At 49.1% G+C, this 15,458-nt stretch carries 14 protein-coding genes; 6 read left to right on the forward strand and 8 right to left on the reverse strand.

The genetic code is table 11. From position 1 onward, the window contains the following. Position 1: 1 nt before the first annotated feature. From ACG1BZ_RS00520 to ACG1BZ_RS00555, 8 genes are all read right to left on the reverse strand, one after another. The gene (locus ACG1BZ_RS00520; RefSeq protein ID WP_413663962.1) at positions 2–904 is read right to left on the reverse strand and encodes a DUF58 domain-containing protein; all 903 of its coding nucleotides are present in this window, start codon (positions 902–904) and stop codon (positions 2–4) included. Positions 905–909: 5 nt separating this feature from the next. Then, complete coding sequence (locus ACG1BZ_RS00525) at positions 910–1,908, reverse strand: AAA family ATPase (RefSeq protein ID WP_413663963.1); 999 nt, start codon at positions 1,906–1,908, stop codon at positions 910–912. 2 nt (positions 1,909–1,910) lie between these two features. Then, positions 1,911–2,636 carry a DUF4159 domain-containing protein gene (locus ACG1BZ_RS00530; protein WP_413663964.1) on the reverse strand — a complete coding sequence of 242 codons (726 nt, stop codon included), beginning with the start codon at positions 2,634–2,636 and terminating at the stop codon, positions 1,911–1,913. A gap of 214 nt (positions 2,637–2,850) precedes the next feature. Then, on the reverse strand, positions 2,851–4,482 hold the full coding sequence (locus ACG1BZ_RS00535; protein WP_282930458.1) for a TldD/PmbA family protein: 1,632 nt from the start codon (positions 4,480–4,482) through the stop codon (positions 2,851–2,853). A gap of 27 nt (positions 4,483–4,509) precedes the next feature. Further along, entirely contained in the window at positions 4,510–5,841 is a 1,332-nt protein-coding gene (locus ACG1BZ_RS00540) for a TldD/PmbA family protein (RefSeq protein ID WP_413663965.1), read from the reverse strand. Between the two features lie 35 nt (positions 5,842–5,876). After that, a complete protein-coding gene (locus tag ACG1BZ_RS00545) occupies positions 5,877–7,508 on the reverse strand; it encodes a TldD/PmbA family protein (RefSeq protein ID WP_413663966.1) in 1,632 nt (543 codons plus the stop codon). 198 nt (positions 7,509–7,706) lie between these two features. Next, positions 7,707–9,083 (reverse strand): nicotinate phosphoribosyltransferase, encoded by a 1,377-nt coding sequence (locus ACG1BZ_RS00550; RefSeq protein WP_413663967.1) that lies wholly within the window; start codon positions 9,081–9,083, stop codon positions 7,707–7,709. A gap of 73 nt (positions 9,084–9,156) precedes the next feature. Next, a complete protein-coding gene (locus ACG1BZ_RS00555; protein WP_282930454.1) occupies positions 9,157–9,294 on the reverse strand; it encodes a hypothetical protein in 138 nt (45 codons plus the stop codon). A 560-nt stretch (positions 9,295–9,854) separates the two neighbouring features. On the opposite strand from ACG1BZ_RS00555, the gene ACG1BZ_RS00560 reads away from it, so the two are divergent. From ACG1BZ_RS00560 to ACG1BZ_RS00585, 6 genes are all read left to right on the forward strand, one after another. Beyond that, positions 9,855–10,517: a PspA/IM30 family protein gene (locus ACG1BZ_RS00560; protein ID WP_282930453.1), complete on the forward strand. Its 663-nt coding sequence runs from the start codon at positions 9,855–9,857 to the stop codon at positions 10,515–10,517. After that, on the forward strand, positions 10,517–11,170 hold the full coding sequence (locus ACG1BZ_RS00565) for a YqiJ family protein (RefSeq protein ID WP_282930452.1): 654 nt from the start codon (positions 10,517–10,519) through the stop codon (positions 11,168–11,170). Before ACG1BZ_RS00560 ends, ACG1BZ_RS00565 begins: the two co-directional genes overlap by 1 nt. Continuing rightward, on the forward strand, positions 11,171–12,880 hold the full coding sequence (locus ACG1BZ_RS00570; protein ID WP_282930451.1) for a flotillin family protein: 1,710 nt from the start codon (positions 11,171–11,173) through the stop codon (positions 12,878–12,880). Positions 12,881–13,001: 121 nt separating this feature from the next. Further along, positions 13,002–13,565 (forward strand): hypothetical protein, encoded by a 564-nt coding sequence (locus ACG1BZ_RS00575; RefSeq protein WP_282930450.1) that lies wholly within the window; start codon positions 13,002–13,004, stop codon positions 13,563–13,565. A gap of 310 nt (positions 13,566–13,875) precedes the next feature. Continuing rightward, positions 13,876–14,244 carry a hypothetical protein gene (locus ACG1BZ_RS00580; protein WP_282930449.1) on the forward strand — a complete coding sequence of 123 codons (369 nt, stop codon included), beginning with the start codon at positions 13,876–13,878 and terminating at the stop codon, positions 14,242–14,244. 260 nt (positions 14,245–14,504) lie between these two features. Continuing rightward, complete coding sequence (locus ACG1BZ_RS00585; protein ID WP_413663968.1) at positions 14,505–15,458, forward strand: DnaJ C-terminal domain-containing protein; 954 nt, start codon at positions 14,505–14,507, stop codon at positions 15,456–15,458.

The following is a 15,458-nucleotide window of genomic DNA, read 5'->3' on the forward strand; positions in this document are numbered from 1 at the left end:
CTCAGCACAACCTGCCGTGCAGCTGAACAAATTGTCGCAGTGACTTTTCCACAGGCTGCTCGATAAGGTCGGTCTGTAGTGAACACTCCTGTGTGGCAAAGCGCGCTTTTAACTCGCTCTGCGCTTGAGCAAAAGCATCCAGGTAAGACTGGCGTTGCCGTTCGGCGTCCACTTCCAAAGCTATGGGTCCACTGGCGTTCGCTTCCGGGTTAAGGAGCTTTAGCTCTCCGCCAAAAGGAAAAGTCTGTTCGGCTTCAATTAACAACTGCAGCGGTAGGCAGGGGCGGCCGGCGGCATGCAGGCGTGCGGCAAAATCGTCGATCTCATTGCCCTGTTGAAAAAAATCACTCAGTAACACCACCTGACTGGAGCGTTCAAAGTATTGCCACAGCGGCGCCAGTTGAGTGTGATCTGGCCAGTGGTCGCTGGCGTCGAGTTGTTGTAGCTGAAGGGCGATTTGACGCTGGTGGCTCTCACCCTGGCCTTCGGGTACATAAACCGTCCGGCTGCTGTTAAACGCCAATAGGGAAAAGCTGTCTCCCTGGGCGTTGAGCAGCCAGCAGAGGCTGGCAATCCAACACTTGGCGTAATGCAGTTTATTCAGGCTGGGCTCGACAAAGCTTGCCTGGCCCAGGGAAGCGCTGGTATCGAGCACAAAGCACACGTGCATGCGGCTCTCCTGCTCTGTCTCGCGCACATAGTAGCGATCACTGCGGGCGAACAGTTTCCAGTCTATATGGCGAATGGAATCGCCCGCTTGATAGCCTCGGTATTGGTGAAATTCCAGACCGGTGCCACGGCGCTGGCTGTGTTGCACACCGAGCATCACGCCCTCGGCGATATGCCGCGACAGCCACACCAGATCGCGACAACTGGCTAGGGTTTTGGGGGACAGATATTCCACGCTGATCAGTCCCGGCCCGGTTCCGGCACCGCCGTCAGTAATTCGTCAATCAGCTGTGGCATCTGTACGCCATCGGCCTGGGCCTGGAAGCTGAGCAGCACCCGGTGGCGCAGTACCGGCAGTAACAGGCTGCGGATATCCTCGCGGGTGACGGCGAGGCGTCGTTGCAAAAGGGCCCGCGCCTTGGCGGCGAGAATCAGAGCCTGCCCCGCGCGGGGACCGGCGCCCCACTTGATCCACTGTTGCAGGGTATCGCTGCCGCTGGTTTCCATACGGGTGGCGCGTACCAGGGCTGCTACATAGCGGTACAAATCGTCGCTTACATGAATTTCCCGCACCAGTTTCTGCATTTCTCGCAATTGCTCTGCATCCAGGCTGGGGCTGGGTTTGACCCTGCTGGCACCGGTGGTGGAGCGCAGGATTTCAACTTCATCCCGCTCATCGGGATAGTCGATATGAATATTTAACAGGAAGCGGTCCAGCTGAGCTTCCGGCAGCGGATAAGTGCCGGCCTGCTCGATGGGGTTTTGTGTGGCCAGTACGAAATAAGGATCGGGCAATTTCAGTGTTTTACCGCCCACGGTTACCGAGCCTTCCTGCATGGACTCCAATAGGGCTGCCTGGGTTTTCGGCGGTGTGCGGTTAATTTCATCGGCGAGCAGGATATTGGTGAAAACCGGGCCCTGCTGGAATTTAAAAAAGCGCTTGCCGGTGCTGTGATCCTCTTCGAGGATCTCACTGCCGAGAATATCTCCGGGCATTAAATCCGGAGTGAACTGTACCCGTTTAAAATCCAGCGCACTGGCATCGGCGAGGGTTTTTACCAGCAGGGTTTTACCCAGCCCCGGCACCCCTTCGAGTAGGGCGTGGCCGCCGGCCAACAGGCAGATCAGCATCTGTTCCACCACAGGTTTCTGGCCGACAATCACTCGCGCAATCTCCTGTTGCAGATTGTCGAGGCTGTGCAGTTGTTGTTCGATACTATTTTCCAGGGTGGTCAGCATAATCAGCTCGTCAGTGCGTAAATAACAATGTTCACCGCAAATTTTGTGTTATCGATGGCGAGCCAGCGTTTGTTGCGGTAGTCGTAGTCCCATTCGCAGCCGAAATCTTTGTTGCTGTAAAGCACGGCGATACGGCCGTTTACAACAATGGCTTTCAGGTAGTCGTGTACCAGATCATCACCCCAGCCATTTAATTCAAAGCTGGTTACCGGCAATTCATCGAATTGAAAGAAACAGCGGTAGAGGTCGTGATCGTCCGGGAGCTTTTGCAGGCAGTCTTCGCCAAACAGCTTGGCCATTTGCGCTTCGAAGGATTTGGCAAAGAGACCGTCGATATCGTGGTTGCAGTCGTCGACAAATATAAAGCCACCGCGATTGACGTAATCGCGAAAATTCTTTGCCTCTCCCGTGGTGAATTGCACCAGCTTGTGTCCGGCCAGGTAGCAGAAGGGCGCCAGCAGCATTTTCTTATCGGCCAGCGGCACTATGTGCTCTTTGGGGTCAACCCTGAGATTGGTGTACTCCACCAGAGAATTGAGCAGGTTGGAGGGCATGCGCTGATCCACATCCCAGTCACCGGATTCGTACATCAAGCGGGTGAAATAAAAATCGTAGTGCTCCTGTGCACTACCCGGTGCGGTATTTTGTGCGCGTGTGCCCAGCGGCAGCGCTGCGGCGCAGCTACCCAGGATCAGGCGCTGGAGAAAAGCCTTGCGGGTGAGGGACACGGGATAACTCTGTTACTGCGTTGGTTTTTATTGTTGAGAGCAAAGGAAAGAAAGTGCTCCGTTCGAGACACGCTGTAAATACATCCCTGTACGCTCGTAATCGGCATCCATGCCTCATACGGTCTCGAACGGAGCACCTTATTTCCTTCTACCCATTTATTTTCAATACTGGGAGCTGACTGGTTTGCTGGCCAGCTCCCGTGTGGATCAGTGGTTAGCCCAGCTTGCGCTTGGTATTGATCACATTGATACCGTCGAAGCGTGCTGTGGAACTACCGTGGGACACGGCACTGGTTTGCATCGGCTGTCCCTTACCGTCAAAGAAGGAACCACCCAGACGATAATCATCTTTGCCGCAGACCTGCGAACAGGCATTCCAGAATTCCTGGGTGTTGGACTGGTAGGCGACATCCTCCACCATGCCGGTAATCTTGCCGTCTTCAATCTCGTAGAACAGTTGTCCACCAAACTGGAAGTTGTAGCGCTGCTGATCGATGGAGAAGGAACCGGCACCCACAATATAAATGCCTTTCTCCACATCCTTGATCATATCGTCGACGCTCAGCTCCTCCTTGCCAGGCAACAGCGAAACGTTGGACATGCGCTGGAATTGCACGCTGGACCAGCTGTCGGCGTAGCAGCAGCCGTGGGATTCCTTTTGCCCCAGCATATGTACCTGGTCGCGGGTGGCCTGATAGTTCACCAGCACACCGTCTTTTACCAGATCCCAGTTGCGGGTCTTCACGCCTTCATCGTCGTAGCCGACGGCGCCGAGAGAGCCGGGCTGTACCTTATCGGCAAACAGGTTGACCTTGTCGCTGCCGTATTGGAATTTGCCGCTGCGCCATTTATCGATAGTGGCGAAAGAGGTACCGGCAAAATTGGCCTCGTAGCCGAGCACGCGGTCCAGCTCCAGTGGGTGGCCGACGGATTCGTGGATGGTGAGCCAGAGGTGGCTTGGGTCCAGCACCAGGTCGTACTTGCCCGGTTTGACCGATTTAGCCGTAAGCTTTTCCTTGGCTTGTTGCGCCGCCAGGCGTGCGTCTTCGGCCATATCGTAGGAGTCGCGGTAGAGCACTGTCTGTGCTTGGATCTTGTCTTCGGCGCGGCCATCCAGGTATTCAAAGCCGCGTCCTACCGGCTGGCTGAGGCCCTGGCGGGTACGGAAACCGCCAGTTTTCTTGTCCACTGCGGTGACCGAGAAGGGCGCCCACAAACGGTGAACGTCCTGGTCGATATAGGAGCCGTCGGTAGAGGCAAAATACTTTTGTTCATTCACCAGGTACAACATGGAGTTGATATAGCTGGCGCCGGCATCCATAGCGGACTTGTTCACGTCCATTAACAGGTCCACCTTGTCGGCCAGGGGGATCTGCATAGCGTTTTTCTGGATGGGTGTCTGCCAGCTCACCTCGCCGTGGCCTTTTACCGGAGCCAACTGTACGGGCTCCTGCTGGTACTTGGAGTTGGCCTTGGCGGTAGCTACTGCCTGGCGGGTGGCGCGAGCGACGCCATCGGCTGTCAGGTCATTGGTGGCAGCAAAGCCCCAGGTGCCGTTGGCAATAACCCGAATCCCCATGCCGATAGATTCGGTGTTCACCACGTCCTGCACTTTCATCTCGCGGGTGATCACATATTGGTTCAGGTAGCGACCAATACGCACATCGGCATAAGTGGCGCCGAGTTTAGTGGCGGTATTCAGGGCGACATCGGCAAATTCTTTTTTTACCGAGAGATCAACACCGCTTTGCGTCAGTTTGCTCTCGGCGACCAGATTGCCGGACAGCGGCAACATGGAAACACCCAGGCCGGCACCGCTGAGCTGGAGAAATTTTCTTCTTTCCATTTCGTTATCCTCGATGGGTGCTGGCTGTTATACGGCGTCGGAAAGGCTGCTGAAGGTGAAGTCGCGCACTTTCAACGCGGGAATCATGGCGGACATGCCCCACATACCCACTCGCTGGGGTACACCCATATCTTCGATATTGTTGAGCATGATTACCGGGCTCTCGTTGAAGCGGAAGTTCTTCACCGGGTATTTGATCTTGCCGTTTTCGATATAGAAGGTGCCGTCGCGGGTGAGGCCGGTCAGGAGCATGGACTGCGGATCGACCATACGGATATACCAGGTGCGGGATACCAAAATACCGCGGCGGGTATTTTTGATCAGTTCTTCGGTGGTTTTATCGCCGCCGATCATAATCAGGTTGTTGGGTTCGGGGACCACTTCGCCTTTGCTTTGCTCGGCCCAGTAGCGGCTGCGCGCCAGGTTTTTCACTACGCCGTCTTTCACCCATTCGGTGCGTCCCAGCTGCATAAAATCACCGTCGGTCCAGGGTTGAGCCGGCACATCGAGGCTGGTGGGGTCGGAGTAGAAATTTACTCGCTTGTCGAACATCTTCTCGCCGGTACGGTTGCCGCCGCCCTTTTTGCTCATAAAGCTGCGGCCCTCGTCGGCACTGCGCGCATCGAAGCCGCTCATCATGTAACCCACCAGGCCGGACACCGCATTGGGCTCCAGGATCACGGTGTACTTGCCCGGTTCCAGGGCACGGGCTTCCTGGGACAGGACCGCTTTGTCGATGGCGACAGAGGAGGTGCTGCCGGTATTCATTGCACCGAAATCGGTAACGTCACTTTCGGCCCAACCAGAACCCAGGCCATTCTCGGTGCGCATAGTTACAGTGAAATTGGCAGAGGTAGAAGCGTGGTAGCCGAACAAGCCTTTACTGGTGGCGACTGCAGCAAAAGAACGCTGGTCTTCCAGGTAACCTGCGGCAACCACTTTCTTTTCCTTGGCTGCAATAATGGAATCTGCCGCAGCCTTGGCGCGCTGGTCTGGAGTGATATCTGCAGTGGACTTGGCGAAGCCGTCTACGCTGACATATTTCTGCGGTCCCAGCATCGGCATGGCTTCCGGGTTTTCCGGAGATAGCTTGGCCAACTCTTCGGCGCGACGCATCACTTTTTCGAGTGAGGCATCACTGAATTCATTGATAGTGGCCACACCGGATTTCTTGCCGAAACGGGCTTCTACGGCCAGCTCGATATCATTGACGATACCACTGGTGGAAACGCTGTTGCGCGCGTAGCGAATATTGCCGGTTTCGCTGCCGGCCAGCTGCGCGCTGGCTTCATCGGCGCGGCTGTATTTTAAAACCTTGTCGAGAATACGCTTCGCTTCACTTCTACTCAGAATGGCCATTGCCTTTTCTCCAATTACTTATTCTTGTGCGCCGCTCAGGAAATCTTGCGCTTGGTATTGATTACATTAATTTGGTCAAAACGGGTGGTGGAACAGCCGTGGGAGACTGCACTCACCTGGCTCGGCTGGCCCTTGCCATCGAAGAAGGTTCCGCCCAAGCGGTAATCGCTGCTGTCGCATATCGCCGAGCAGGAATTCCAGAATTCCTGGGTATTGGACTGGTAGGCGACGTCCTCAACCTGGCCGACGATCTCGCCGTTTTTGATCTCGTAGAACAGCTGCCCGCCGAATTGGAAATTGTAGCGCTGCTGGTCGATGGAATAAGAGCCGCGTCCGACAATGTAAATGCCTTTTTCCACATCGCGGATCATGTCTTTGGCTGAGTACTTCTTCTCGCCCGGAGCCAGGGAGACATTGGGCATGCGCTGGAACTGCACACTGGACCAGCTATCGCCATAGCTACAACCGTGGGATTCCTTTTGGTCGATCATATGCACCTGATCGCGGGTAGCCTGGTAGTTCACCAGGATGCCGTCTTTTACCAAGTCCCAACGCTTGGTTTTTACCCCCTCGTCGTCATAGGCGACGGCTCCGAGGGAGCCCGGTTGCACCTTGTCGGCAAACAGGGTGACCTTATCGCTGCCGTACTGGAATTTACCGCTGCGCCACTTATCCAGGGTGGCGAAGGACGTTCCCGCGTAGTTGGCCTCGTAACCCAGCACGCGGTCCAGCTCTAGTGGGTGACCCACAGATTCATGGATGGTCAGGCACAGATGCGAGGGTTCCAGTACCAAATCGTACTTGCCCGGATCGATGGACTTGGCTGATAGCTTGGCTTGGGCCTGCTCGGCTGCAAGCACTGCATCCTCGGCCATATCATAGGAAGCTTTGTAGAGCGTGGTCTGACCGCGAATCTTGTCTTTGTCGTGACCGGCCAGGTATTCATAGCCTCTCCCCACTGGGTCACTGAGACCGTTGCGAGTCTTGAAAGCACCGCTCTGTTTATCAACAGCGGTCACCTGCATAGGTGCCCATAGGCGATGGACATCCTGGTCAATATAGGAGCCGTCGCTAGAAGCAAAGTACTTTTGCTCATTCACCAAATACAGGGAAGAGCGGATATAGCTGGCCCCAGCTTTGAGTGCCCCATTGTTAACATCCATCAGGAAATCGACTTTTTCACTGATGGGGACCTGCAGGGCATTTTGTTCGATAGGTGTCTGCCAGGAAACCTCGCCCACGCCTTTTACCGGTGCCAAACGCACGGGCTCGGTTTGGTACTTGGCATTGGCCTTAGCTACGGCAACTGCTTGGCGCGCGGCAAGGGCGACGCCATCCGCTGTAAGGTCGTTGGTGGCGGCGAAGCCCCAGGTACCATTGGCGATCACACGAATACCAGCGCCAAGGGATTCTGTGTTGACGATATTCTCCACGTTGGTTTCGCGGGTCATAACGTACTGGTTCAGATAGCGGCCGATACGCACATCGGTATAACTGGCCCCGGCTTTGCGCGCGGTATTCAGGACTACATCAGCCAGGTGTCTTTTATGGGAGCTGTGCATGCCCTCATTGAGCAGCTGCTCGGCGCTGACCTGAATGCCCTGTAGCGGCAACAAAATACCACTGGAGCCGACGCCGGCGATCTTGAGGAATTTTCTTCTTTCCATTGGCTACCTTTACCCCACGAGAGCATGAGCACTCTCTGCGGGTACTTATTGTTATTACGACTGACGCTGGAGGCCTTATGTGCACGGAGGTCAGACTTTGGATACGCACAACTAACAGGACCAACCTAAAGTTGTAAAGTACTCGCTCGGTAAAGTGAAGTTTCGTAGGGGTAAGACGTTGTGAGGGTGGAAAGGGATTCAAAGAGCAGCATTTCTTCGAACTTTGTCGAAAGTAAAATCTTTAAGCAGGATACCGTTGCGGTAAACGGGCCTCAGCAGGTTAGCCTCTGATTTTAGGTCGCTCTGCACAATAGTTCGAAGTGCACCATCATCACCGCGAATCAACGCAAGGCGGCCCCCCTTGGACCTTTTCTCGGGTCCGGTTCTCGGATTCTTAAAAATATCGTACCAACTGCCATTGATACAGATAGCGCTGGCTTTCATTGCAAACCCCATCATATCGCGGTCAACTTTTTGTAGTAATCCTCCTCCCATACCAAAGGTCAGATTTTCTGTGCTTTGATTGTTTTCTTTCATTGCTTGGAGAATTTTCGGGATTACAAATCGGGTGATACCGTCTCCTTGTATAACCCGAATAAAGGGGGGGAGTAATCGATACCCTTTTTTATTCTTCTGCGAGCCAAATATCCGCATCAACCTTTCTATTGCTTCTATCACGATTTCTTCTGGGTTGCCGGAGTCAGGCCTTATTACTAATGTGCCGCCACCGTGAGTAACTTTATCCTTTAATTTTTTTCCCCAGATATTTTCTATAGCATTCCATAAATCATAGCTATCGCTGACAACAGCCACAGTTTTTCCTTCCCCAGAAAATTGCTCAAGTATATTACGGTAAGCATCTTCCTCATGCTGCTGTCCCCAAGCGATAATTGTGCTGTGTTCAGCGGCGGGAATGGAAGCTCCAGGTACAGCGGCGTTGTAAAATCTTTTTGCGGCTAATATTCCGGATATCGTATCAGTCCCCTTAAAATTAACTAAATGAGCCATGCCTCCCAGCATGGCTGTTTCGAGACTGCTGGCTCCCCGAGCCCCGAAATCATGTAAACGAAATTCCAGCGTATCCAGATTTTCCGCTGTTTCAAATAAATACTGTGAGATAATTTTCTTTATTTCGCGGCTCTGGGTAGCTACGGTTGATGGATACCAGATGCTCCGTAAAAGTGCAGTTTCAATATAAGTGGTGAGCCAAAAGCAGGAGGGGCAGGTATTTACAACCTGAGCTAAAACATTGGTTACTGGAATGACTTGTCCTTCTTCTATCGCTGCAATTTCAAGGGGCATTAAACCATTGTGGTCATTTAAAATATGATTCCATCCATCACGGTTAAATGGTAGTCCATGGGGGGTTAAAATATTTTCAGCTTCATCAATTTGATGAGAACTGATGGGGGTGCTCAGGTATTGCTTGATAAACGCCTGCAAGCCAAAGAATACCGTCGACGTAAATTCTCCACCACGACACTCTACATAACTACTAATATGTGATGTTCCTGGGGGGTACTGCAGATAATGACTAGTTTTATAGCTATCGACATTGAGAATAGGATTTTCCAAGCACTGAAAGGATGAATTAGAACTGGGCGCGTTCATATTTTCAAAACCATAAGTTGGCGTTGATTTTATGTTACTATTTACCTGCTGTTATAGCGTGTAATTGATTTTTGAATTGTATGCCAACCACAATGTTCAGTTTTACAGCGCTAATAGCTGCTACTTTAGCAAAGCATAAAAGCAAGCGACCCACGTTTAAAAACTTGTCATCCACTCATTTTACCTTCTATTGATTGACCTACTCTATTGGTATGTGTACATTTATATGCATGTGAGGCAAAGGAACGTCATGCTCAATGAACTCCAGTAAATTTCGGCGTGTTTATCGGCGGATGACTATGCCTACCTTGGTGTCGATCGATTGCAGTAGCGCTGTCACACAAAGTAAAAAATGCGTAAATTGGTTGCTGTAGAGAGAGGTTCGGCAGAGCAAAAAAATCTGCCCGGTCATAACTTTCCTGTGTAGAAGCGTTCCTTCCATTAATGACTTGTTGTTTGGGAAAAAGTCATCGCAGTTTACTAATTTGAATGATATTGGAATTGCTCGTAGAGAATACGGCATTGATATAATTTACTATTGATTCCAATCCTATTGAGCTACTTATAAAAACTCTGCTGCAGACTCGTAATACTTTGCGGAAAAATTGTCTTGCCGTCATAGCAGGAAAGCATAAACAGTATCTTTAGTGAGAGATTGGATACTGTTTCGAGATCATTTGAAGTTTGTAGCTAATAATAAGGTGGATTTTTCTATTTGGGAGCAGGAGATAAGTTATGAGTGAAGGGTTTATAAAGCGCATATCACGTTTAATCTCTGTGTCCGCCAATGCCGTCGTGGACTCGGTTGAAGCCACTGCACCAGAGTCAGTGATGGAGCAGGCAATTCGGGAGGTGGATGATGCAATTGCAGATGTGCGAGATCAGCTAGGGAAGGTGGAGGCATCCAAGTATCTAAACAGTAGAGCGTTAAGCGATGAAAATGCTCGTCATAAGCATTTAGCTGAACAAATTGATATTGCTATAAATGAAGGTCGTGATGATTTGGCTGAAGTCGCCATTGCCAAACAAATGGATATTGAGGCGCAACTTCCAATTTTAGAAAAAGCGATCAATGAAAATGAGATAGAAATAAAGGAACTAGGTTCCTATATTCTTGCCCTGCAAGGTAAGAAACGTGAAATGCGTGAGCAATTACAAGAATTTATTGCAGCCAATAAAAAGGTAAGCAATAGAGTTACTGCCGATGAATATGGCAGGGATAGAAAGCCAAAAGCCCAGGTAGAACAAGCTACCGATGCATTTAATCGAGCAGTAGGTAATATAGCTATATCGACATTTGACTCTGGGATAGATGCCAGCAAATTAGCAGAGCTTGAGGAGTTCGCGCGAAATAATCGTGTGAAAGAACGTTTAGCCAAGATTAAATCGGGGGGCTGATGATATTTTTATTGCAAGACCAAAACCTGATCTTTACTGGTGCGCTGATTTTAATGTTTATGATAGCGCTTCTTGAAGGCGTCATGACATTGATTGGTGTTGGTATTTCAGATTTACTGGATAATTTATTACCAGATTTTGATGTTGACGTGCCAGATACAGGGTTGTCTGGCGGGATGACTAAGATGCTTGGGTGGTTGCGTTTCGGTGAAGTTCCTGCACTTATACTGTTAGTAACTTTTCTGGTTAGCTTTGGAGTCACCGGCCTAGTAGCCCAAATGCTCATAGAGTCTCTTGTTGGATATTTATTGCCAGGCGGTTTACTTGCTGTGGCAGTCTTTTTTCTTGCGCTACCTCAGGTACGTTTTGTTGGCAACATTATGCGGCGCTTTGCTGTGGGTGATGAATCCGAGGCAGTTGAGAGAAATTCCTTTATTGGCCGTGTAGCTATTATTACGATCGGTAAAGCAGAAATCGGTTCACCAGCAGAAGCACGTTTTAGTGATGAATACGGAACTACACATTATGTGATGGTGGAACCGGATGAAAGTGAAACATTTAATCAGGGGGATAAGGTGTTACTGGTTGAAGAGCTGGGAGCACATTTTCGAGTAACACGCCCCAGCAGTATACATCTTATGGAGAATAACTAAATGGAGAATCTAGAAGTGATAGGAAACCTACCGGTTATGGTATTTATTGCCGGGGCTGTACTAGTGGCCTTAATTGTTATTGGAACTATTTTTGCGCGCCTGTATACAAGAGCCTCAAAAGAACGCTCATTTGTGCGTACTGGTATGGGTGGTCAAAAAGTCATAATGAATGGAGGTGCATTGGTACTACCGGTTCTACATGAAATTATTCCTGTGAACATGAATACTTTGCGCCTGGCGGTTTCCCGTAAAGAGCATCAAGCGCTGATCACCAAGGATCGTATGCGTGTTGATGTACTTGCTGAATTTTATCTGCGGGTAAAACCGGATGTAGATGCGATAGCCAATGCTGCACAGACTTTGGGGCTGCGTACTTTAGACCCCGAAGCATTAAAAGAAATGATCGAGGGTAAATTTGTTGATGCGTTACGCTCTGTAGCAGCTGAAATGGAAATGGCCGAATTGCATGAGCAGCGCAGTCAGTTTGTACAAAAAGTTCAGCAGGTAGTTTCCGAAGATCTATTAAAAAATGGATTGGAACTCGAGGCTGTATCTTTGACCGGTTTGGATCAAACCCATAAAGAATTCTTCAATCAGGATAATGTGTTTGATGCTGAGGGCCTCGCCAGCATGACCCGCTCTATTGAGACGCGTCGTAAAGAGGTCAATGATGTCGAGCAGGAAACTATGGTACAGATCGAGAAGAAAAACCTCGAAGCTGAACGCCAAAAGTTAGAAATTGATAAGGAAAAACGTTACGCACACTTGGAGCAACAGCGCGAGCTGGAAAATCGTGAAGCTGCTCAGAAGGCGGATATCGCCCGTGAACAAGCAGAGCAGGAGCGCGCCGCACGCAAGGCTGAAATTGAAGCCCAGCGCGAGGTGAGCCAATCTCAAATTGCTGCGGAACAGGCAACTAAGTTACTGGAAATCGAGAAAGAGCGACGCTTGAAAGAGCAAGAGATTGAAGGTGAGCGTATTCTCGATGAGCAGCGTATTTCCAAAGAGAAATCAGTGGAAATTGCCAAGCAGGAACGTGCAATTGCTGTTGCAGAAAAGTCCAAAGAGCAATCTCTTGCGGACCAACAGGCCAACGTAGCTCGAGCTGAAGCCGTAAAAGCCGAAGAGCAAGTTCGCACGGCTCAGGATGTTGAAGTTGCTGAGCGTGATAAGCGCATTGAAATTATCGAAGCTCAAAAAGTAGCGGAGCGTCAGGCCACGGGTATTAAGGTAATGGCCGATGCAGAGAAAGCAGCTGCAGAGGATAAGGCTGAAGCATTGCGCTTGCAGGCTGCAGCTGAAGCTGAGGCTATTCGTATTAAAGTCGAAGCTGATCGTGAAAAATATGCGGTGGACGCTGAGGGGCAGCGCCTGATGAATGAGGCTTTTAATAGCCTTAATGAGGCCCAGATTGCACTTAAGAAGGTCCTCAGTCTGCACGAAAATCTGCCCAATATTATCCGTGAAAGCGTTAAGCCGATGGAAAGTATTGAGGGAATGAAAATTATCTCTGTTGAAGGCTTAAATGGTGTTGATGGTAGAGCAAGCAGCGGCATTTTAGATGGCGAGGCTGAATCCAAAGGACAAAGCTTGCCTGAGGCTCTGGTGGGTAGTGCTCTAAAACACCGAGCTATGGCGCCGCTGGTAGACTCGCTCTTAAAAGAAGCTGGAGTTGGCGACCTCAATAAGACTACTGAGATTGATAGTTAAAACAACGTACATTTTTTAAATTATATAGTACAAAACTAACTATTGTTTTTAGAAATAAATGATTCTTATAACCCGGTTCTAAATAGATAGATCCGGGTTATTTTTTATTAAGGTACAAAATATGAAGCGCTGTACCAGCTGTAAAGATGGCGTTCTTAAACCAGGATCTATCGAAGAGTTATTTCGTGGATATACCTGTTCTTCCTGTGAGGGTAACTGGATTCTTATTGAAGATTACTTAAGCTGGAAAAGACAAAATCCTGAATACAAATTTTCAGAAGACATTAGTAATCTGAATGATGTAGTTGCCGAAGATACTAAACGAGCTATCCTGTGCCCAGTGTCTGGCTCCATAATGCAAAAGATAAAAATTATTGCTAGTAGTGAGCACCGTATTGATTACAGCACTGTTGTCGGTGGAGTTTGGTTAGATAAAGGCGAGTGGGATTTACTAAAAGCTGAAGGACTTGCTGGCTCACTTAACTTTTTAGTTACTCATGAATGGCAGAAAAAGATCAGGGAGAATAAGGCCCAAGAGACTTTTTCTGAAATGTATCGGAGTAAATTTGGCGATGACTTATATGATAAAGCTAAAGAAGTTCGCAAGTGGCTTAATTCAACCGAACAGAAAGCAGATGTTTTGGCCTATTTAAATGCGGAAGATCCTTACTCTGCTGAACGTTAACGCCTAATCAATATGTCCTGTTCCAGGGAGGCTGACTAACGTGGCTTCCCTAGAATATTAGCTCCATTGTACTCTCATGTAAAAACAGATTTATTTTCAATCGATCATATCCGAAAAAATTACAGATTTAATTTGATTACATTGTTTTTTTGAATTAATGGAATTTAATTGTCTTGATTTGATAACTGGTTAGCTTATTTTTATGGCGTATTTTTGGAGTCGTATAGGAAGCGCAACTGTTCAATGATAACCTCAAATTCGTTGTTTACTTAAAAAAATAATAGAGACATTTAAATTTAAGGTTAGGTATATGGATATCAAAAAATTATTACTGGCAAGTTTACTATTAGTGGGTGCATCTATTTCGTTGCCTGCGCTATCTGCTAATCTTGTGTGTCAACTCAATGTAAAGTCTGGAGGTCAAGTTTTTGGCAATGGCACCTCTAGCTGCACGGGGATAGACTTTAGTTTTGGAAATTCCACCTCTGGTAAATGGACTATTACGAATATAACCAAGTCTATTGATCGAATAAATTGGATAAAAGGTTGTAGTTCAGGCCTTTCATGCAATGTGACAGTAAGAGCCTATTCAACAAATCAAGGCCAAGCATATATTCACTATGTTGATGGCAGTATTGAGTATGTGAGTGCTGATATGTGGTATGAAACAGGTCATTAACCTGTGGTATTTGGCGCCGAATTTTATGTCGGCGTCAAATATAATATATGTATTGCGGTATGCTTGCTGGACTTAAAGTATAAATGCGCCATATCGAAGTTTAATAATTATCCTCAGTGTCTTCACCTTAATGCTGTTTGTTCCGCATCCTAATGACTCTTAAATTAGGTTGGCGGATTCACTCATCACTGACATATTCTTCTGCTAGTTAATTAAATTATGCATGGCAAAATGCACCATCTTTGGCTTTTATTAAAGCCATGGAATACAAGGACTATTACAAAATACTCAGCCTGGATCGGAGTGCGGATCAGGCACAGATTAAGCGTGCCTATCGAAAATTAGCACGTAAATATCATCCGGATGTCAGTAAAGAGGAGGGCGCCGAAGAACACTTTAAGGAAGTAAATGAGGCCTATGAAGTATTGAAGGACCCAGAGAAGCGAGCTGCTTACGATCAGCTCGGCAGTGGTTTTCAGTCTGGCCAGGATTTCCGACCGCCCCCCAATTGGGACCAGGGTTTTGAGTTTCACGGTGGTGGATATACCGAAGCTGATCCTGAAGCTTTTAGTGACTTCTTTGAAAGCTTGTTTGGCCGCGGCGGGTTTCGTCAGGCTTATGGGCAGGGGCAGCGCCGCTCTTATAGTGCCCAGGGTGAAAATACCTATGCCCGCATCACAGTAGACCTCGAAGATAGTTATCGTGGCGGTACACGCCAAGTAACCTTAAAGCACTCGGTATTGGGTGCAGATGGGCGACCGCAACTGCGTGAGCGCACTCTTAATATAAAAATTCCCAAGGGGATCACTGAAGGGCAACAGATTCGCTTAGCTGGACAGGGTGAGCCTGGCATTGGAGAAGGTAAGCCTGGTGATCTCTACCTGGAAATTGCTTTCAACCCCCATCCCCTTTTCCATACAGAAGGTAAAACGGTTTACCTGGATTTGCCTTTGGCTCCCTGGGAGATAACGCTTGGAGCCAAAGTTCAGGTACCCACTCCCGATGGTCCCATTAAAGTGACCATTCCAGCAAACAGCACCAATGGTAAAAAACTGCGCCTCAAGGGCCGCGGTATCCCGGCAAAGCAGCCGGGGGATATGTATATAGTGATGCAAACTGTTACGCCGCCAGCCACTACTGATATTGAACGCGAGGCATACCGTCAGTTTGGCGACGCATTCAACTTCAATCCGCGTCAGTCCATGGGAGGATAA

It is taken from the genome of Microbulbifer sp. CNSA002 (genome assembly GCF_047324085.1).
Taxonomy (GTDB): domain Bacteria; phylum Pseudomonadota; class Gammaproteobacteria; order Pseudomonadales; family Cellvibrionaceae; genus Microbulbifer.